The following is a 19,462-nucleotide window of genomic DNA, read 5'->3' on the forward strand; positions in this document are numbered from 1 at the left end:
GATAGTCGCCCCCGAGACCGGAGTAACCACGGATGTCTGCCGTGACAGACCAGTTCGCCGCGCCGAGTGCGTCGGTGCGCAAGACCCCGAAGGGGACCTTCGATCTCGTCTTCCGGAATGCGAGCTTCCTGGCGGCGCTGTTCGTGCTGGTGCTGCTCGCCGGCATCATGGCCTCGATGGTCATCGGTGGCTGGCCGGCCTTCCGCGAATTCGGCTTCGGCTTCCTCACCTCCAGTGTCTGGGATACGCAGAACGATCAGTATGGCGCCTGGCCCGCCATTGTCGGCACGCTGTCGACGGCGCTGATCGCACTCGTCGTCGGTGTCCCGCTCTCGCTCGGCATTGCCGTCTTCCTGACCCAGCTCGCCCCGCCCTGGTTCAAGCAGCCGGTCTCGACCGCGATCGAGCTGCTCGCCGCCGTGCCCTCGATCATCTACGGCATGTGGGGATTGTTCGTCTTCGCGCCGCTGTTTGCGGCCTATGTGCAAATTCCGCTCTCGAACATCGTCGAGGGCATGCCGATCATCGGCACGGTGCTCTATTCGCGCTCCCCCTCGGGCCTGGGCATCCTGACCGCCGGGATCATCCTGGCTTTCATGATCATCCCGTTCATCGCCTCGATCACACGCGACATGCTCGACCAGATCCCGTCGGTGCTGCGCGAGAGCGCTTATGGCATCGGTGCGACGACCTGGGAGGTGGTTCGCCACGTCCTGGTGCCGCAGGCTGGCGTCTCGATCATCGGCGCGATCATGCTCGGCCTCGGCCGCGCGCTCGGCGAGACCATGGCCGTGACCTTCGTCGTCGGCAACGCCAACCGGCTCTCGGCCTCGGTCATGGATCCGGGCTCGACCATCGCCTCGCGCATTGCCAACGAGTTCAACGAGGCGCTCGGCCTGCAGCTCAACTCGCTGATCGCGCTCGGCTGCATCCTGTTCTTCGTCACCTTCGTCGTCCTCGTGATCGCGCGGCTCCTCGTCGCGCGGGTCAAGCGCTACTGAGCGGGAGATTCGACAATGACCATGACGACACCCGCCAGGACCACGACCATGCCGCATGTCGAATGGGGCCGCGTCCGCCCGGCGCGCCGGACCGCCGACCGGCTGATGAAGATCATCGCGACGAGCTTCACCCTGATCGCGATCTTCGTGCTGTTCTGGATCCTCGGCATGCTGATCGTGAAGGGACTGGGCGGGCTCTCCGTCGCGACCTTCACCCAGGTCACCCCCGGTCCCGGCACGGAGGGCGGCGGCCTCGCCAACGCCATCGTCGGCTCGATCGTGCTGACCTTCCTCGGCATCGCGGTGGCGACGCCGATCGGCGTGCTCGCCGGCACCTACCTCGCCGAATACGGCAGGGACTCGAAGCTCGCCGGCCTGATCCGCTTCATCAACGACATCCTGCTCTCGGCGCCCTCGATCCTGATCGGCCTGTTCGTCTATGTGATCCTGGTCGAGCCGTTCCGTGGCTATTCGGGCTGGGCCGGCGGTGTCGCGCTCGGTATCATCGCGATCCCGGTGATCGTGCGCACCACCGAGGACATGCTGCGTCTCGTGCCCGGTCCGCTGCGCGAGGCCGGCGCCGCGCTCGGCGCTCCGCCTTCCGTCGTGATCACCTCGATCACCTGGCGGGCGGCGAAGTCCGGCATGCTCACCGGCATCCTCCTGGCGCTCGCCCGCATTGCCGGCGAGACCGCGCCGCTGATCTTCACCGCGCTGAACAACAACTTCTGGTTCTCGCCGAACCTGATCGGCGGCGTCTCGAACCTCCCGGTGACGATCTACCAGTTCGCCTCCGCCCCTTACGAGAACTGGCAGCAGCTCGCCTGGGCGGGATCGCTGATCATCACCGTCTCAATCCTCGTGCTTTCCATCATCGCCCGGCGCATCGTGCGCGGCGGCAAATGATCAGCGTCCGATCGGAAGGACCATGCAGATGCTTTCGACCCTGGAATTGAGCCCGCAGACGCTGGACGCCGAGGCTCCGGTCCGGATTGCCGTCAAGAACCTCGACTTCTACTACGGCGAGCACAAAGCGCTTAAGAACGTCAACCTCGACTTCCGCGACCGCCATGTCACCGCGCTGATCGGCCCCTCGGGCTGCGGCAAGTCCACGCTGCTGCGCATCTTCAACCGAATCTACTCGCTCTATCCGGAGCAGCGCGCCACCGGCGAGGTCCTGCTCGACGGCCGCAACGTCATCTCCAATCAGGTCGACGTGAACGAGCTCCGCTCGCGCATCGGCATGGTCTTCCAGAAGCCGACGCCGTTCCCGATGTCGATCTATGACAACGTCGCCTTCGGCATCCGCCTCTACGAGAAGCCGCCGAAGTCGGAGCTAGACGACCGGGTCGAGGGGGCGCTGCGCCGCGCCGCGCTCTGGGACGAGGTCAAGGACAAGCTCAAGGCCTCGGGCATGGGCCTCTCCGGCGGCCAGCAGCAACGCCTGTGCATCGCCCGCACCATCGCGCAGAAGCCCGAGGTCATCCTGTTCGACGAGCCGACCTCTGCGCTCGACCCGATCTCGACCGGCAAGATCGAGGACCTGCTCGAGCAGCTCAAGACAGACTTCACCATCGTCATCGTCACCCACAACATGCAGCAGGCGGCGCGCATCTCGCAGTACACCGCCTTCATGTATCTCGGCGAGGTCATCGAGTTCGCCGCCACCAACACGATCTTCATGAACCCGCACAAGAAGCAGACGCAGGACTACGTCACCGGCCGTTTCGGCTGAGCTCCCAGCGTCTCAGCCAGCCCCGAAGGATACGCCCCGATGTCCGACCATATCGTCCGCTCCTACGACGCCGATCTCGAAGGGCTGCGCCGCAGCATCGCCGAGATGGGCGGCATGTCCGAGCGCATGCTCGGCGACTCGACCGTGGCGCTGGTGCGCCGCGACACCGCGCTCGCCCAGAAGATCATCAGCGCCGACCAGCGCCTCGACAACCTCCAGCGCGATGTCGAGGAGAAGGCGGTGCTGACCATCGCCCGGCGCCAGCCGCTCGCCAATGATCTGCGCGAGCTGATCTCGGCGATCCGGATCGCCGCCGATATCGAGCGCGTCGGCGACCTCGCCAAGAACATCGCCAAGCGTGCCGTCGCCATCTCCGGCCAGTTCTCGCCGCCGCATCGCGCCGTCGTCGGTCTCGAGCATATGAGCCGCCTGGTCCAGGCCCAGCTCAAGGACGTGCTGGACGCCTATGCCGCCAGCAACGAGCAGAAGGCGATGGATGTCTGGCGCCGCGACGACGAGATCGACGCGCTCTACACCTCGCTGTTCCGCGAGCTCCTGACCTATATGATGGAGGATCCGCGCAACATCACCTTCTGCACGCACCTCCTGTTCTGCGCCAAGAACGTCGAACGCATCGGCGACCACACCACCAACATCGCCGAAACCATCCATTACCTCGTCACGGGTCAGTCGATCGACGAGACCCGGCCGAAGCTCGACACCACCAACATCCTCGTCGACCTGCCGGCAGCCAACGGCTGAGCCGGCGGAGGTTTGAACGGACGCTGACATGCCCGCACGCATCCTGATCGTCGAGGACGAGGAGCCGCTCACCCTGCTGCTCCGCTATAATCTCGAGGCCGAGGGCTTCGAGGTCGACAGCGTGGCGCGCGGCGACGATGCCGAACTGCATCTGCGCGACCACACGCCCGATCTCGTCCTGCTCGACTGGATGCTGCCGGGCCTGTCCGGCATCGAGCTTTGCCGGCGCCTGCGCACCAGGCGCGACACCGAGCGCGTGCCGATCATCATGCTGACGGCTCGCGGCGAGGAGACCGAGCGCGTGCGCGGCCTCGCCACGGGGGCCGACGACTATGTCGTCAAGCCGTTCTCGCTGCCCGAGCTGATCGCCCGCATCCAGGCGCTGCTGCGCCGCGCCAAGCCCGGCCATGTCGCCGGCCTGCTCGCCGCCGGCGATCTCGAGCTCGACCGCACGACGCGGCGCGTCCGCCGGGCGGGTGCCGAGCTGCATCTCGGCCCGACCGAGTTCCGCCTGCTCGAATTCCTGATGCAGGCGCCGGGCCGGGTCTATTCGCGGGCCCAGCTGCTCGATGCCGTCTGGGGCCGCGACGTCTACATCGACGAGCGCACCGTCGACGTCCATGTCGGGCGCTTGCGCAAGGCGATCACCCCGACCAATTCCAAGGACCCGCTGCGCACCGTGCGCGGCGCTGGCTACGCCTTCGACGAGACCTTCGCGCGCAGCTGACGGTCCTCGTCAGCGCGGCACGGCGATGATGACTGCCGCACCGGCGAGGCAGAGCGCGGCGCCGGCAAGATCGTATCGGTCGGGCGCGACCTTTTCGATCAGCGCCATCCAGGCCAGTGATGCCACGATGTAGATGCCGCCATAGGCGGCATATGCGCGGCCGGCCGCGGGATTGTCGACCAGGGTCAGCAACCAGGCGAAGGCCGCGAGCGAAACGAGGCCCGGCAGCAGCCACCAGGCGGATTTACCGAGCTTCAGCCAGGCCCAGAAGGCAAAGCAGCCGGCGATCTCCGCCAAGGCCGCGCCTGCATAGATCGCAATCGCCGTCATGCTTCCCGCTCGACTACGCGCCTGGCTCGAAGACCGCGGCCAGCTGCGCGAAGACCGGGCGATAGGCCTCGGACACCAGGGGCGTCAACGATCGGGCCTCGCTGAGCGCGAACCAGCGGATCTCGCTGTGCTCGTCATTGGCGATCCTGGGCTCGCCGCCGGTCCATGCGCTGACCGTGAACAGATGCCAGAGCGCGGGGGTGACGCCATCCGTCTCGGTCGTCTCGATGGTCTCGAAACGGCGGAAAGCCGTCGGAGTTATGCCGAGTTCTTCCTGAAGCTCGCGGACGAGAGCCGCCTCGGCGGTCTCGCCTGTCTCGACATGACCGCCGATCGTGTCCCAGCGCGACGGGCGGTTCCGGCGATGCGGGGCCCGCAAGCCCAACAGGAGTCGCTGCTCCCTTATTGGCAGCGCGCAGGCATACTCGATCGGGCCAAGTCCGGACGTGGTCATGTATGCCTCGTGCATTGAGCCCGTCGGGCTACAAAAAAAGCCGGCCCAAAGGCCGGCTTCTGTAAGCATTTCACGAGCGCCTGTCGTCAGGCGCGGATGACCTTGCGGTCGCGGCGGCGGTCGGCGGCCGGCTGGTAGGCGATGCGGGCGTGATAGGCGCAATAGGGCATTCCGGTCGCCGAACGGCCACCGCAGAAGCGGAACTCCGGGGTGGTCGGATCGCCCATCGGCCAGCGGCACATATATTCGCGCAGATCCATGATCGTGACCCGCTCGGAGAACGGTACGACCACATCTTCCGCCGGTGCCGGCGCGCGTTCGACCTGCGCCACGGCTTCGATTTCGGGCGAAAACTGCGGGGCGAGCGCGGTGTTGCCGCGGGTCAGCCCGACGCCGCCGTTCTGATGGCCGGCCGGATGGCTCGGCGGACGGGCAACCGGCTTGCGCGGACGCGGCGCGGCCGAGCCCGGGCTCTTGGCCCGGCCGGACAGGCCGAGGCGGTGAACCTTACCGATGACGGCATTGCGCGTGACGCTGCCGAGCTCGGCTGCGATCTGGCTCGCGCTCAGCCCGTCATTCCAGAGCTTCTTCAGTAGTTCGACGCGTTCGTCGGTCCAGGCTCCGGCTTCGCTCATGGATGGCACCTGTCTTCGTCATGCTTCGCCAGCGGGCCGGCGAGGCATAGGGAGAGATCATGGCGGAATCCGATACCGGCAGCTGCCGTCGCTAAACGGAAGCCGTTACGCCCGGAACTGACGATACTGGAGACGCCGCACGAGATGTCGTATCTGACGAAAAAGACCATACAAGATAGCCTGACTCGGCCACAAGAGTCGCCGAATCAGAAATCGGCTTTTCCCCAGCCAATCGAGTCAAGCTCTGATGCGGTGAGTCTATTCGGCAACGCTGCCGCGAGGTCAGCTGCAATTGACAGGTCGGGGTCGGTTTTGCATAGTCGCCCGACGCAGCCGCCCTCGAGGGCGGCGCTTATGTTTTTGAGCGATCAGGATTTTCCTTCGATGCGGCTTGACGCGCGACGAGACGGCGGGAACGGCCAGCGACGATAATGTCGCCGGCGGGTCGCATCGTGCCGGCATCATGCCGCCTTGCGTCCCACCCTGCCGTTCCCGGCCTGAAATTCCGCGCTACCTTCCTGTCTCGCCGCAAGGATTTCGCTCCATGAGCACTGCTTCCGTTTCTGCCGCGTCCTCTGTTCTCCTGCCGACCTATGCTCGCGCCCCGATCGCGCTCGAGCGTGGCGAAGGCGCCTGGGCGATCACTGCCGACGGCACCCGTTATCTCGATTTCGGCGCCGGCATCGCCGTCAATTCGCTCGGCCATGCGCATCCGCATCTGGTCGAGGCGCTGACTGCCCAAGCCCAGCGGATCTGGCACACCTCCAATCTCTACACGATGCCCGAGGGCGAGAAGCTCGCCCGCCGGCTCTGCGAGGCGACCTTCGCCGAGCGCGTCTTCTTCACCAATTCGGGCGCCGAGGCGAATGAGTGCGCGATCAAGATGGCGCGCAAGTACCACGCCGCGAAGGGTCATCCCGAGCGCTACCGGATCGTCACCTTCGAGGGCGCCTTCCATGGTCGCACGCTCGCAACCATCGCCGCCGGCGGCCAGCAGAAATATATCGACGGCTTCGGCCCGAAGGTCGACGGCTTCGACCAGGTGCCCTTCGATGACGAGACCGCGCTGAAGGCCGCGATCGGGCCCGAGACCGCTGCCCTGATGATCGAGCCGATCCAGGGCGAGGGCGGTTTGCGCTCGGTGCCGGTGCGTGTCCTCAAGCAGCTGCGCGAGCTTTGCGACGAGCATGGGCTGATGCTGATCTTCGACGAGATCCAGACGGGTGTCGGCCGCACCGGCAAGTTCTTCGCCTATGAGCATTACGGTGTCGCCCCTGACATCATGTCGATCGCCAAGGGCATCGGCGGCGGCTTCCCGATGGGCGCCTGCCTCGCGACTGAAGCGGCGGCCTCCGGCATGACGCTCGGCACGCACGGCACCACCTTCGGCGGCAACCCGCTCGCCATGGCGGTCGGCAATGCCGTGCTCGACATCATCCTGGCGCCGGGCTTCCTCGATCAGGTCCAGAAGACGGCGCTGCGCCTGCGCCAGTCGCTGGCCCAGCTCAAGGATCACCACCCGGACGTGATCGAGGAGATCCGCGGCGAGGGGCTCATGCTCGGCCTCAAGCTCAAGACCCTGAACACCGATTTCGTCGCCCAGGCCCGCGCGGCCGGCCTGCTCGTCGTCGCCGCCGGCGACGATGTCGTGCGCCTGCTGCCGCCGCTGATCATCGGCGAGAGCGAGGTCGCTGAAGCGGTGGCGCGGCTCGACAAGGCGGCGGGCGCGGTCGGGGCGGAGCTCGCCCGGCCGGCGGCGGAGTGAGCATGATGTCTGCGACGCGTCACTTTCTCGATCTCTCGGATTTCTCAGCCGGGGAACTTCGCGCCATCCTCAAGGCCGGCGAGGACATCAAGGCCCGTCGGCGCACGCCCGCGGCTGCCGGTGACCGTCTGCTCGAGGGCAAGGTCATCGCCATGATCTTCGAGCAGCCCTCGCTCCGGACCCGCGTCTCTTTCGACGTCGGCATCCGCGAGCTCGGCGGCTCGCCGATGATGGTGACCGGCCAGGAGATCGAGCTTGGCGAGCGCGAGACCATCGCCGACACCGCCCGCGTGCTCTCGCGCTATGTCGACGCGATCATGATCCGCATGCTCGACCACGACGCCGTGGTCGAGATGGCGAAATACGCCACCGTGCCGGTGATCAACGGCCTGACCAAGCGCCAGCATCCCTGCCAGGTCATGGCTGATGTCATGACCTTCGAGGAACGCAAGGGCTCGATCCAAGGCAAGCGCATCGCCTGGACCGGCGACACCAACAACGTCCTGACTTCCTGGGTCCATGCTGCCGGCCGGCTTGATTTCGAGCTCGCCATCGCAACACCCGAGGAGCTGGCGCCGCCGCCGGCCTTGCTCGACTGGGCCCGCAAGCAGGGCGCGAAGCTGACCCTGACCTCGCGTCCGGAGGCTGCGGTCGAAGGCGCCGATTGCGTCATCACCGATTGCTGGGTCTCGATGGGCGACGACGAAGGCACCCGCCACAACCTGCTGCGGCCTTATCAGGTCGACGAGCGCCTGCTCGACCGTGCCGAAAAGGATGCGATCTTCATGCACTGCCTGCCAGCCTCGCGTGGCGAGGAAGTGACCGATCAGGTCATGGACGGTCCGCAATCGGCGGTGTTCGACGAGGCCGAGAACCGGCTGCATGCCCAGAAGGGCATCCTGGCCTGGTGCTTCGGCGGCGTGGCGGCCTGATGGCCGACGCCTCGCCAGCGGGCGCACCCGACGATCGGGTGCTGCCCTTCGCCGTGCCGAAGCTCGATGTGCGCGGCCGGGTCGTCAGGCTCGGCCCCTCGCTCGACCAGATCCTCGAGCGGCACCACTACCCCGAGCCTGTCGCGCGCGTCCTTGCCGAGGCCGCGGCGCTCGCCGTCATGCTCGGCACCACGCTGAAGGGCGAGGGCCGCTTCCAGCTCCAGACCAAGAGCGACGGGCCGGTCTCGATGCTGGTCGTCGACTTCAACGCGCCCGACTGCTACCGCGCCATGGCGCGCTACGACGAGGGCCGGCTAGCGGCTGCGATCGACGCGAACTCGGTCTCGACCGGCGAACTGCTCGGCAAGGGTCATCTCGCCATGACCGTCGACCAGGGCTCGGAGGCGACGCGCTATCAGGGCATCGTCGCGCTCGACGGCCAGGGGCTCGAGCAGGCGGGCCATCAGTATTTCCGCCAGTCCGAGCAGATCCCGAGCCGTATCCGCCTCGGCGTCGGCTCGGTCCTGACTGGCGCGGGCCTCTCCTGGCGCGCCGGCGGGCTGATCGTCCAGTTCATGCCGCATTCGCCCGAGCGCATGCGCGCCGCCGATCTCTATCCCGGCGATGCGCCCGAGGGCCACGAGATCCTCGCTGCCGGCGACGATGACGGGGTGAGCGACGACGCCTGGACGGAGGCACGTTCCCTCGTCGAGACGATCGAGCATCACGAGCTGCTCGATCCGCTGCTGGAGAGCGAGCAATTGCTCTACCGGCTCTTCCACGAGCGCGGCGCCCATGTCTTCGAATCCATCGCGGTGCACGAGGACTGCCGCTGCTCGCGCGAGCGCGTGCTCGGCATGCTCAAGGGCTTCTCGGCCGACGACCGCAAGGCGATGATCGCCGATGACGGTACGCTCGGTGTCACCTGCGAGTTCTGCTCGCGCCGCTACAATTTCGACCCGGCCGAGGTCGAGGCGGAGATCTCGGCGGGAGAGTAAACGCGGTACGTCATGCTCGGGCTTGGCCCGAGCATCTCAGGCCGGAGAAGGCGGAGGTCGGCGCCCTTTTGTCAGGAGAGTCTCGGGTCAAGCCCGATAATGACGGCGTTGTTTACGCCCGGCACTCCGCCATCAACCGGCGCATGAAGGCCTCGCCGGCGGCGAACTGCTCCAGCGTGATGTACTCGTCCGGCTGATGTGCCTGGTCGATCGAGCCGGGGCCGCAGACGATCGTCGGCAGTCCCGCGCGCTGGAAATGGCCGGCCTCGGTGGCGTAGGCGACGGCGATCGTGCGGTTGCGGCCGGCGAGCCGCATCACCAGCGTCTCGGCCTCCGAGCCGGGATCGGGCGCCAGGCCCGGCACGTCAGAACTCATCACCGTCTCGATCGACGCCGACGGCGCGGTCCTGCGCATGTGTGCCAGCACCTCCTGCGACAGCGCGGCGAAGCGCGACGGCACGTCCTGCGGGTCCGAGCCCGGCAGCGTGCGCACCTCCCAGGCGAGATCGGCGCGATCGGCCAGGATGTTGCGGGCAATGCCGCCATGGAACTTGCCGATATGGATGGTGTCGTAGGGCGGGTCGAAGCGGCCGCTCTCGTCGATGCGGCCCTCGCACTCGTCGGCCATCGCGACGAGGCCGGCGGCGAGCCGCGTCCCGCCATGGACCGCGCTGGCGCCGAGATGCGGCTTGGAGGAATGCGCGGCAAAGCCGGTGATCGTGGTGAAGAAGGTGCGGATGCCCTTATGCGCGTCGGCGAGTTCGAGCGAGGTCGGCTCGCCGACGATGACGGCGCGGGGCTTGGGCAGGCTCTTGCCCATCGCGGCGATGCCGTCGATCACGCCGAGGCAGGTCACCTCCTCGTCATAGGAGAAGAACAGGTGGATCGGGGTCTTGAGGTTGGCCGCGAGGAAATCCGGCACCAGCGCCAGCGCCAGCGCGACGAAGCCCTTCATATCGACCGAGCCGCGGCCATAGGCCTTGCCGTCCTCGACATGCAGGCTGAACGGATCACGCGACCAGGCCTGGCCCTCGACCGGCACGACGTCGGTATGGCCGGAGAGCACGATGCCGCCCTTGTCCTGCGGTCCGATCGTGGCGAACAGCGCCGCCTTGTCCCCGGTCGCATTCGGAAAACGCACAGAGGGCACGCCCCAGCCCGTGAGGTAGCCCTCGACAAAGGCGATCAGGTCGAGATTGGATTTGTGGCTCACCGTGTCGAAGGCGACGAGGCGGGCGAGCATGTCGAGCGGCTGGTAGCGCTGCCCGGTCGGGGTTGCGGTATTCAATGCAGGACCTTCTTCACATAGGGCGAGTCGAGCGGGAAGAGCGGGACCGCGACATCGAAGATCACACCGTCCTCGCCGAGCATGGCGTAAAAGCCGCTCATGCTGCCGTCGGGGGTCATCAGCGGGCAGCCCGAGGTATAGCTGAAGCGCTCGCCGGGCTGCAGCACCGGCTGCTGGCCGATCACGCCCTCGCCGCGGACCTCGTGCACCTCGCCACGCCCGTCGGTGATGAACCAGTGGCGCGTCATCAGTTGCATGGTGCGGGGCGACAGGTTCTCGATCTCGATCGTGTAGGCCCAGAAATAGCGGCTCTGGTCGGGCGTGGACTCGCTGTCCATGAATTTGGGCGAGGCGGTGACGCGCACGCCATGCGTTTCAGCCTGGTACATGATCGCGGTTCCGTGCCGGCAGGGCGGAGAGGCCTTGTTATGACTTGGCGCGGCACAGCGTCAATGCCGCCCAGCAGTTGCACTTGCGCGCCCGTCCGGCAGCGAGCGGGCATGTGGACAACCCGCCGCCGGACTCGCCAGCCGCGTCCCGGCACGGCAAGAAGGGCGATCAATCTCGCGGCGGGCTTGGCTTTGCGCCGCACTTCACAAGGTGGTCTGATAGCGCCATGGCGACATCGCCCGACATGCCGGCCGAGATCGCGACCGCCCCGGCTTCGCTCGCCGGCCCATCCGGCGTGCTGCCGCGCCAGGACATCCGCAAGCTCGTCCATCGCGGCATGGTCCGCTCGACCTCAGGCGCCTTCGCCGAGAGCCAATACCAGCCGGCGAGCCTCGACCTTCGGCTCGGGCACAAGGCCTATCGCGTGCGCGCCAGCTTCCTGCCGGGACCGAACAAGAGCGTCGCGCAGATGCTCGCCGACCTGACCCAGGACGAGGTTTCGCTCGAGCACGGGGCGATCCTTGAGAGGAATTGCGTCTATGTCGTCGAGCTGATGGAATCGCTGCACGAGTTGCCGGCGACGATCTCTGCCTTCGCCAATCCGAAGAGCTCGACCGGCCGGCTCGATGTCTTCACCCGCCTGATCGCCGATCGCAGCGAGGCCTTCGACAGTGTCGCCGGCGGCTATTCCGGCAAGCTCTACGCCGAGATCTCACCGTCGAGTTTTTCGATCAAGGTGCGTAAAGGTAGCCGCCTCAACCAATTGCGCTTCCGCCGCCGCGGCTCCGGCCAGGAGGAAGCGGAGGGGTTTCGCGTCTCCGACCGCGAACTTCGCGAGGTTCATCGCCGCACGCCGCTGGTCGATGGGCCGGCCGCGATCCGCAACGGCCTCTTGTTCAGCATCCATCTCGGCGACGCCGAGGGAGAGATCATCGGCTACCAGGCCCAGCGCTTCGCCGATGTCATCGATGTCGACCGTGTCGGCGCGTACGAGATCGACGATTTCTGGACGCCGATCCCGGCCAAGCGCAAACGGCTGATCCTCGACCCGCACCAGTTCTACATCCTCGCCTCCAAGGAGCGGCTGCATATCCCGCCGGCCTTCGCCGCCGAGATGGCGCCGATCGACCCGGCCATGGGCGAGTTCCGGGTACACTATGCCGGCTTCTTCGACCCGGGCTTCGGCGTCGGCACGGACGGGGTGCCCGGCAGCCGCGGCGTACTCGAGGTCCGGAGCCACGAAGTGCCCTTCCTGCTCGAGGACGGGCAGGTGGTCGGACGCCTCGCCTTCGAGCGCATGGCGGCCGAACCAGACGCCCTCTACGGCGCGATCGGCACCTCGAACTATCAGGGCCAGGCGCTGAAGCTCTCCAAGCATTTCCGCAGCTAGATCGCGAAACAGTGCCCTGTCCTGCTCGGCCGGTTCAACGCTTCGTTAGCCGCGAATCCGCAGCCTGAGCAGCAAGATTGTCCCGAGCGCAACCTGCGGGGCGACAAAATGGCGATTCCGTGTCAGATGGCTGCAAGCGCCGATGGCGTTGCCGGCCGCTGGTCTGCGGCGTGTTCATGCTCGTGTCACCAACGGGAGGCAGTTGACCGCTTCCCGTTTCATGGCTTTCGTGGCCAAACGTCTACAGGGAAAGGATTTCTCATGCGCGCCCTCATCATCGCCGGCGTTCTCGCCGCCGGCCTCGCCGGCTGCCAGTCCGTCGAGCAATCGGCGGCCGAGTCCGACCAGGTCTGCATCGATGCCGGCCATCGCCCCGGCACCCGCGCTTTCGAGCGCTGCCGCAGCGAGGTCTTCCAGAGCTTCCGTCGCTCCAACGCCCAGGCGAGCAACGCGGTCGCGGCCGGCGTCGTCGCCGGTGCCGTCGGCGGCGCGGTCATCGCCGCGTCCTCCCGGCGCAGCTACGGCTACTACGGCTACGGCGGCTGCGGCTATTACGGCTGCTGGTAAGACGTCCCGCGTCTGACCAAGCCGCGCCGGGCGACAGGGGTCCGGCGCGGTTTTTTCTGGTCCACGGTCGGGAATCTCCGATCGGCCGGCTTGCGGCCGGCATCCCGGCCCGGCTATACGGGCAGGAGTGCGGGCGTAGTTCAGTGGTAGAACGTCAGCTTCCCAAGCTGAATGTCGTCGGTTCGATCCCGATCGCCCGCTCCAAATTCCCTTTGAACCTCAGCCGGCTTCTGAATCTGGTCGGGGCTCTCGGAGGCGCGTGGCTCGCCATTGGCGATGAACGGCGGCGATTGTCGGACCGGCGCAATCGGAGGCCGAATGACTCCTGCCGCCTTCGGGGTCGATCGCCCCAGCCGACCGGCCGGGCTCTGCCTCAATGCAAAGCGGAGCTTTTTTCAGAGAGGCATGCACTGTCGGCCCACCGGCTGGGGGTGATACCATCGGGGACTCAAGACCTAGACCTTTGATTCTGCCCCCGGCTTGACCGCTTCGGCGTATAGCGAGCGCCACCACTGGACGGTGTCGAAAACGGTCGTATCTCTCATGACATGAGCTAGGCTTTGCCCGAAGGCTGAGGGATAGGCGTTGAAGCCGACAGCGATCAGCTCAGCGACGACTTTCTCAGGTGTCCACCAGCTGACATGGTTCGGCTTAACCCGATTGCGCTCATAGTCGACATACTCGCAGATCTGGTCGAGTGCTTCCGCCATCGGCTTCTCGCTCAATATCTTACGAGCCTCCTCGGTCGAAATCTTGAACCCGGGAATCTCAGTCTCGCAGTCTGACAGCATCGACGCGAACTCGTAGACAAGAACCTGCTCGAGGCTGTGCTTTTCGACCAGTTCGGGATACGGGAAAAAGCGCCCGTCGCCGCGCTTGTAGGCGCCATAGTAGAGATGAAAATTGGGTGTGATGAATCGGACGATCCCGCCGGGCTTGAGAATGCGATAGCATTCGCGAAAAATGTGCCGGTCGTGCTCAGGCAACAGGTGCTCGATTGTATGACTGCAAAAGATCAACTCGATAGAGTTATCCTCTACAGGGATCGGTCTTGTCGAAGTCGCGTCCCATTCGATATCGACATTATCTTTGAGGTCGTTGGCATAATGCTCTGTTGGGTACTCGACATTTTGCCAGACTGGATGCTTCCAAGACCCAGCGCCAATGTTGAGAAAGCGCCTCTGATCTACAGAGTCCTCTCCATAGATTTTCTTATAGAGAGCGATATCTTTATGGGGAGGTGTTGCCGTTTCGACTAAGGCGATCGGCTCTGGTTCCGGCGCAGGTGCTTGAACCTCTGGCTCCGGCCTGCGCTTGACGATGTCATAGCCCAGCCATCGAACCGGTTCCAACACGGATCGCTTCAGGATCCCAACCATATTTCGCCTCCCCGTCGATCATTCCTTGGCGAATATTAATAAGCACCGCCATAGAAAAGCAAGTGTGATGCTCACTTGAGTGCGTCGACAAGCGGCCAGTGTGCTGGATTTACAGTGTCGAATTAGTCCAGATTCTGCATTGTTGCCGTTACGGAACATCCTATGGTGGATGCGACAATCTGTAAGAAATCTGCGACCTCAAGCGCACGTTCCACTTTATTGCTTGTCCCCCAGTTGATATGCCGCTTCGGCGTAAGACACTGCAATTCTCGATCCTGCCGACTCCCGCCGCGTCACGGACCCTACGGGCCGACGCCCGGGGCATCGCGCGTGCGCTGGACGGCATCGAGGAAGGCCTTGATGATCCGGCTGGTCTGCCGCTGCTTCAGCACGACCACATGCGCGTAGGTGTAGACCTCCGCTCCCTCGATCGGGATCAGCCGAAGCGCCTCGTCCGGAACGAACTCGGCCTCCGAGACATAGCTGATGCCGAGCCCGCGGATCACCGCCTCGCGGATGGCCTCGCGGCTGCCGATCTCCATGACGAGACGGGGCCTGGTGCCTGTCTCGGCGAGTGCCCTCTCGAAGGCGCGCCGCGTCGTCGAGCCCTGTTCGCGCGCGATCACCGGCTCGCCGTCCAGTTCCGTTAGCCGGATGCTGCGGCGCCCCGCCAGGCGATGGTCGCGCCGCACGAAGACCGCAACCGGATGGCGGCGATAGGGGATGGTCAGCAGCCGGTCGTCCTCGTCGATATAGGCGAGCACCGCAACGTCGCATCTGTAGCTGGCGAGATCGCCCAGCACCTCGGTGGAGTTGCCGATCTTCACCGCCAGTTCGATACCGGGATAGGCCTGGTTGAAGGCGGCGAGCATCTCCGTGACGTGGAACGGCCCGACCGCTCCGATCGAGAGTCGGCCGGTCCTGAGCTCGCGCGTCTCCGTCAGGAAGGCGAGCGCCTCGGCCTCTTCGGCAAAGAGGCGGGTGGTGATGGCGAGCAGCTGGCGACCGGTCTCGCTTAGTTCGCGCCGCCGGCCGCGCTTGACGAAGAGTTCGACGCCGAACTCCTCCTCCAGCGCGCCGACCTGGGCGGTCAGGGTCGGCTGGCTGATGTTGAATGCATCGGCCGCGGCGTTGAAGCCGCCCGCGTTCGCAACATTGTGGAAGGATCTGAGCTGAGTATGACGCATAGATAATTGCTATCTATTCGGTTCGAAAAATCAATTTGTTATAGAAACACAGCTCTGTGAGCATCCTTCGCAACGAGGCCGGCAAGGCGCATTGCGAGGGATGGACCGCATGAACTGGGCGTACTGGAACCCCGTGAAGATCCGGTTCGGGAACGGCCTCCTCGACGAGGTCGCCGGGCTGATCGGCAACCGTCGCTGGGCCCTCGTCACCTATGACCAGCCGCTGTTTCGTGAATTTTCCGCCCGGTTGACGGCGGTCGCCGGCGCGCCGGTTGTCTCGATCACCAATATCGAGACCAATCCGGACTGCGCCGATCTCGCCGAGTCCTGCCGCCAGTTTGGCGCGGCGGAGCCGGCAGAGGTCATCGTCGCGCTCGGTGGCGGCTCGATGATCGACGCCGCGAAGGTGCTGGCCGCCAGCAACGGCGATTTCGAGACCGTGCGCAGCCATCTCGTCGAGAAGAAGCCGCTCGTTGAGGCCGCGATCATCCCGATCATCGCCGTGCCGACGACAGCCGGTACCGGCAGCGAGGTCACCTCCTGGGCGACGGTCTGGGACTCGGCCAATGGCAGCAAGTACTCGCTCGCCCATCACCGGCTCTACCCTGAAACCGCGGTGCTCGATCCCGCCTTGACGGTCGGCGCGCCGCGCGGGCTGACGCTGGCGACCGGGCTCGATGCCCTCTCGCATGCGCTCGAAAGCATCTGGAACGTCAACGGCAATCCGGTCTCGGCGAACTACGCCGTCGAGGCAGCCCGCGAGATCATCGAGACGCTGCCGCGGCTGCTGGAACGTCTCGACGACGTCGATCTCCGGGTCCGGCAGATGCGCGCCAGCCTGCTGGCGGGCCTCGCCTTCTCCAACACCAAGACGGCGCTGGCCCACAACATTTCCTACGACATCACGCTGAAGAGCGGCACGATCCACGGCATCGCCTGCTCCTTCTCGCTGCCGATGGTGATGCGCTGGGCGATGGGTGCGCAGCCGCAATGCGATGCGGCGCTGCGCCGGGTCTTCGGTCCCGACCTTGAAGCGGGAGCCGAGCGGCTTGGCGCCTTCCTCCGGGATCTCGGCGTCGCGACCGATCCGGCTGCCTATGGCGTCTCGGCCGGCGAGTGGAACCGCCTCGTCGGCAAGGCCCTCGAAGGCGAGCGTGGCCGCAACTTCATCGGACGGCAGGCGGCGATGGCTGCCTGAGAACAAGCACCGGGCATCGACGCCCATAACGGCTCACCGGCAGATCAAAAGATCGCCGGATCATCTTGGGAGGATGACATGACCATCACGCGTCGGACGATTCTTGGAAGCTCGCTGAGCGCTGGAGCGCTGCTGGCGGCGCCGGCCCTGGTCCGGGCTCAGACGAAACTCATCCGCGTCGGGCTGATTCCGTCCGAGGATTCGCGGGCAATGCTGGAATCGAGCGCGCAGCTCCTCGCCGCACTCCAGAAGAATCTCGGCATCCAGGTCCAGGGCTTCGTCGCCTCAGACTATAACGGAGTGATCGAGGCGATGCGCTCGAACCATGTCGACGTCGCCTATCTTGGTCCCTTCTCCTACGTGCTGGGCACGACGGTCGCGGCCATCGAGGCCTTCGCGACCGCAGAGACGGCCAAATCGAGCCGCAGCTTCTATCGCAGCCAGATCATCGCGCGGAAGGATAGCGGCATCAGCGATTGGAAGGACCTGAAGGGGCGCACCTTCGCCTTCGTCGATCCGTCCTCGACCTCCGGCCACCTCTTTCCGAAGGCCGGGCTGATGAAGCTCGGCTTCGATCCCGAGAAGGATTTCGGCCGCGTCCTCTTCACCGGCTCGCACGACGCCAACGCGCTCGCCGTCGCCAACAAGCGCGTCGACGCCGCGACGATCGCCGATCGCATCCTCGATGCGGCCGTGCAGAAGAAGCTGGTCGATCGCGCCGACATCCATGTTGTCTGGGAGTCGGACCCGATTCCGGAATCGCCGACCTGCTGGCGCAAGAACCTGCCGGAGGAGCTGAAGGCGAACATCAAATCGGCCTTCCTCAACATCCGCGACATCACCTGGGCCGACCAGGGCAAGCTCAACCGCTTCGTCGAGACCAACGACCAAGCCTACGACATCATTCGCGAGACCGCGAAGGTGCTGAAGCTCGATCTCACCAAGATGAAGTAGTCGCGGAACGCGACCGGCGGAGGAAGCGGCATGATCAAGATCGAAGGGCTGAAGAAGTCCTATGCGGGCCGCCCGGTCCTGCAGGGCATCGACCTCAGCGTCAAAGCCGGCGAGTTCCTCGTCGTGCTCGGCCCGAGCGGCGCCGGCAAGTCGACGCTGCTGCGCTGCATCAACGGGCTGGCTGAGCCTGATGCGGGGCGGACCGTCATCGACGGCAAGGTGCTCGACCTGAAGCGCGGCGCGGCCGGCAAGCGGCCGGTGGCGATGATCTTCCAGCACCATAACCTGGTGAAGCGCCTGTCGGTGCTGAAGAACGTGCTGGTCGGCCGGATGGCCGGCCTGTCGTCCTTTCTCAGCATGCTCCAGCTCTTCCCGAGAGAGGATGTCGCGATCGCGATGGACTGCCTGGCCCGGGTCGAACTCGCCCAGAAGGCGAATTCGCGCGGCGACCAGCTCTCCGGCGGCGAGCAGCAGCGCGTCGGCATCGCCCGGGCGCTGGCGCAGCAGCCGGCGGTGATCCTCTGCGACGAGCCGGTGGCGAGCCTCGATCCCAAGACCTCGCGCATCGTGCTCGGCTACCTCAAGGCGATCTGCAAGGAGGAGGGTATCGCGGTGATCTGCAACCTCCACCAGGTCGACTACGCCGTCGAGTTCGGCGAGCGCATCGTCGGCCTGAGCGGCGGCCGGGTGGTCTTCGACGACACGCCCGACCAGCTGACCTCCGAGATCGTCCACCAGATTTATCCCGGCCTCGAGGACCCCGGCATCAGCCGCGTCCTCAAGCCGCGTCCGGCCAGCCAGCCCGTGCTGGCGCCGATGATCGCCACCGCAACCGCCTGACGGGGAGGGCAAGCCATGTCGTTCGGAACGCTGCAACTCGTCCTTCGTCCCCCGCAGGGCCGCTTCGGCTGGTGGGGTGTCGGCTCCATCGTGCTCGCCGTGCTGGTCTTCCTCTGGTGGGCCGCGGTCGGCTCACAGATCAACGCCAGCAATCTCTGGAACGGCATCCCCTATATGGTGGACTTCCTCGTCCGGATGATGCCGCCCAATCCGGAGTTCCTGGAGCGGCTCTGGCAGCCGGCTCTGGAAAGCCTGCAGGTCGCGGTCTGGGGCACGCTGCTCGGCGTCGTCATCGCCTTGCCGGTCTGCTTCTTCGCGGCGCGCAACCTGAGCCCGAGCCCGGTCGTCTTCCATGCGACGCGACAGCTGCTCAACTGCATGCGCGGCATCAACGAGATCATCCTGGCGCTGATCTTCGTCGCTGCCATCGGCCTCGGCCCCTTCGCCGGCGTGCTGGCGCTCGCCATCCACGGCGCCGGCATGCTCGGAAAATTCTTCGCCGAGGCGATGGAGGACATCGACGAGGGGCCGCTGGAGGCCTTCCGCTCGGCCGGCGTCGGTCCGTTCAAGACCTTCTTCTTCGGGGTGCTGCCACAGGTTCTGCCGACCTGGCTCGGGACGATCTTCTACCGGCTGGAAACCAATGTGCGCCAGTCGACCGTGCTCGGCATGGTCGGGGCCGGCGGCATCGGCTTCGAGCTCGTCTCCTCGATGAAGCTCTTCAAATACCAGGACACCGCGACCTGCATTCTTGTCATCCTGGCGATGGTGTTGGTGGCCGATCTTATCTCGTCCCGCGTCCGGGCGCTGATCCGCTGATCGGCGCCGGCACAAGGAATTTCGTCATGAACATGCATTCTTCGGTTGGCGCGGACGTTGTTGTGAACGGTCGGGGTTATGCCCGTCCGCAACGCCCTACAGTTGTGATCT

The 19,462-nt window shown here is 65.7% G+C and carries 21 protein-coding genes and 1 tRNA gene; 15 read left to right on the forward strand and 7 right to left on the reverse strand.

Annotated features, from left to right (window positions below; translation table 11 throughout):
• Positions 1-32 precede the first annotated feature (32 nt).
• From pstC to phoB, 5 genes are read left to right on the forward strand one after another with little or no spacing between them, the layout of a single operon-like run.
• Positions 33-1,001: a phosphate ABC transporter permease subunit PstC gene (pstC, locus tag ASE66_RS09725; protein ID WP_057189420.1), complete on the forward strand. Its 969-nt coding sequence runs from the start codon at positions 33-35 to the stop codon at positions 999-1,001.
• Positions 1,002-1,016: 15 nt separating this feature from the next.
• Positions 1,017-1,907, forward strand: a complete 891-nt coding sequence (pstA, locus tag ASE66_RS09730; protein WP_082613324.1) for a phosphate ABC transporter permease PstA — start codon at positions 1,017-1,019, stop codon at positions 1,905-1,907.
• Between the two features lie 22 nt (positions 1,908-1,929).
• Positions 1,930-2,736: a phosphate ABC transporter ATP-binding protein PstB gene (gene pstB / locus ASE66_RS09735; protein ID WP_057189421.1), complete on the forward strand. Its 807-nt coding sequence runs from the start codon at positions 1,930-1,932 to the stop codon at positions 2,734-2,736.
• Positions 2,737-2,775: 39 nt separating this feature from the next.
• Positions 2,776-3,498 (forward strand): phosphate signaling complex protein PhoU, encoded by a 723-nt coding sequence (phoU, locus tag ASE66_RS09740; RefSeq protein WP_057189422.1) that lies wholly within the window; start codon positions 2,776-2,778, stop codon positions 3,496-3,498.
• Positions 3,499-3,526: 28 nt separating this feature from the next.
• A complete protein-coding gene (gene phoB, locus ASE66_RS09745) occupies positions 3,527-4,225 on the forward strand; it encodes a phosphate regulon transcriptional regulator PhoB (RefSeq protein WP_057189423.1) in 699 nt (232 codons plus the stop codon).
• 9 nt (positions 4,226-4,234) lie between these two features.
• Here the strand turns inward: phoB and ASE66_RS09750 are convergent, their stop codons facing one another.
• From ASE66_RS09750 to ASE66_RS09760, 3 genes are all read right to left on the reverse strand, one after another.
• Positions 4,235-4,555, reverse strand: a complete 321-nt coding sequence (locus tag ASE66_RS09750; protein WP_057189424.1) for a YnfA family protein — start codon at positions 4,553-4,555, stop codon at positions 4,235-4,237.
• A gap of 13 nt (positions 4,556-4,568) precedes the next feature.
• Positions 4,569-5,009 (reverse strand): NUDIX hydrolase, encoded by a 441-nt coding sequence (locus tag ASE66_RS09755; RefSeq protein ID WP_082613325.1) that lies wholly within the window; start codon positions 5,007-5,009, stop codon positions 4,569-4,571.
• 86 nt (positions 5,010-5,095) lie between these two features.
• Positions 5,096-5,644, reverse strand: a complete 549-nt coding sequence (locus ASE66_RS09760; protein ID WP_057189425.1) for a GcrA family cell cycle regulator — start codon at positions 5,642-5,644, stop codon at positions 5,096-5,098.
• 544 nt (positions 5,645-6,188) lie between these two features.
• Here ASE66_RS09760 and ASE66_RS09765 point away from each other — a divergent pair.
• The 3 genes from ASE66_RS09765 to ASE66_RS09775 are packed head-to-tail and all read left to right on the forward strand — an operon-like array spanning position 6,189 to position 9,339.
• Positions 6,189-7,409: an aspartate aminotransferase family protein gene (locus ASE66_RS09765; protein ID WP_057189426.1), complete on the forward strand. Its 1,221-nt coding sequence runs from the start codon at positions 6,189-6,191 to the stop codon at positions 7,407-7,409.
• A gap of 2 nt (positions 7,410-7,411) precedes the next feature.
• On the forward strand, positions 7,412-8,341 hold the full coding sequence (argF, locus tag ASE66_RS09770) for an ornithine carbamoyltransferase (RefSeq protein WP_057189427.1): 930 nt from the start codon (positions 7,412-7,414) through the stop codon (positions 8,339-8,341).
• Complete coding sequence (locus tag ASE66_RS09775) at positions 8,341-9,339, forward strand: Hsp33 family molecular chaperone (RefSeq protein ID WP_057189455.1); 999 nt, start codon at positions 8,341-8,343, stop codon at positions 9,337-9,339. The genes argF and ASE66_RS09775 overlap by 1 nt, the downstream gene beginning before the upstream one ends.
• 112 nt (positions 9,340-9,451) lie before the next feature.
• On the opposite strand, the gene argE is transcribed toward ASE66_RS09775, so the two are convergent.
• Both argE and apaG read right to left on the reverse strand, forming a co-directional pair.
• Positions 9,452-10,627, reverse strand: coding sequence for an acetylornithine deacetylase (gene argE, locus ASE66_RS09780; RefSeq protein WP_274532946.1), 1,176 nt, complete (start codon positions 10,625-10,627; stop codon positions 9,452-9,454).
• Positions 10,624-11,016, reverse strand: a complete 393-nt coding sequence (apaG, locus tag ASE66_RS09785; protein ID WP_057189428.1) for a Co2+/Mg2+ efflux protein ApaG — start codon at positions 11,014-11,016, stop codon at positions 10,624-10,626. The genes argE and apaG overlap by 4 nt, the downstream gene beginning before the upstream one ends.
• A gap of 227 nt (positions 11,017-11,243) precedes the next feature.
• Between apaG and ASE66_RS09790 the strand changes: the two genes are divergently transcribed.
• The 3 genes from ASE66_RS09790 to ASE66_RS09800 all read left to right on the forward strand — a co-directional run bounded on the left by ASE66_RS09790 (position 11,244) and on the right by ASE66_RS09800 (position 13,178).
• Positions 11,244-12,407 carry a 2'-deoxycytidine 5'-triphosphate deaminase gene (locus tag ASE66_RS09790; RefSeq protein WP_082613326.1) on the forward strand — a complete coding sequence of 388 codons (1,164 nt, stop codon included), beginning with the start codon at positions 11,244-11,246 and terminating at the stop codon, positions 12,405-12,407.
• A 261-nt stretch (positions 12,408-12,668) separates the two neighbouring features.
• On the forward strand, positions 12,669-12,974 hold the full coding sequence (locus tag ASE66_RS09795; RefSeq protein ID WP_057189429.1) for a hypothetical protein: 306 nt from the start codon (positions 12,669-12,671) through the stop codon (positions 12,972-12,974).
• 129 nt (positions 12,975-13,103) lie between these two features.
• Positions 13,104-13,178 (forward strand) — tRNA-Gly (locus ASE66_RS09800).
• Positions 13,179-13,429: 251 nt separating this feature from the next.
• Here the strand turns inward: ASE66_RS09800 and ASE66_RS09805 are convergent.
• The gene (locus tag ASE66_RS09805) at positions 13,430-14,353 is read right to left on the reverse strand and encodes a class I SAM-dependent methyltransferase (RefSeq protein ID WP_057189430.1); all 924 of its coding nucleotides are present in this window, start codon (positions 14,351-14,353) and stop codon (positions 13,430-13,432) included.
• 302 nt (positions 14,354-14,655) lie between these two features.
• Positions 14,656-15,540 carry a LysR substrate-binding domain-containing protein gene (locus ASE66_RS09810; RefSeq protein ID WP_057189431.1) on the reverse strand — a complete coding sequence of 295 codons (885 nt, stop codon included), beginning with the start codon at positions 15,538-15,540 and terminating at the stop codon, positions 14,656-14,658.
• A gap of 109 nt (positions 15,541-15,649) precedes the next feature.
• Here ASE66_RS09810 and psrA point away from each other — a divergent pair, with 109 nt between their 5' ends.
• From psrA to phnE, 4 genes are all read left to right on the forward strand, one after another.
• Complete coding sequence (psrA, locus tag ASE66_RS09815) at positions 15,650-16,738, forward strand: iron-containing alcohol dehydrogenase PsrA (RefSeq protein ID WP_057189458.1); 1,089 nt, start codon at positions 15,650-15,652, stop codon at positions 16,736-16,738.
• 78 nt (positions 16,739-16,816) lie between these two features.
• Complete coding sequence (phnD, locus tag ASE66_RS09820; protein ID WP_057189432.1) at positions 16,817-17,692, forward strand: phosphonate ABC transporter substrate-binding protein; 876 nt, start codon at positions 16,817-16,819, stop codon at positions 17,690-17,692.
• Positions 17,693-17,722: 30 nt separating this feature from the next.
• Entirely contained in the window at positions 17,723-18,532 is an 810-nt protein-coding gene (gene phnC / locus ASE66_RS09825) for a phosphonate ABC transporter ATP-binding protein (protein ID WP_057189433.1), read from the forward strand.
• A 15-nt stretch (positions 18,533-18,547) separates the two neighbouring features.
• The gene (gene phnE / locus ASE66_RS09830; protein WP_057189434.1) at positions 18,548-19,351 is read left to right on the forward strand and encodes a phosphonate ABC transporter, permease protein PhnE; all 804 of its coding nucleotides are present in this window, start codon (positions 18,548-18,550) and stop codon (positions 19,349-19,351) included.
• Positions 19,352-19,462: the final 111 nt, after the last annotated feature.

Source organism: Allobosea sp. Root483D1, assembly GCF_001429505.1.
Taxonomy (GTDB): domain Bacteria; phylum Pseudomonadota; class Alphaproteobacteria; order Rhizobiales; family Beijerinckiaceae; genus Allobosea.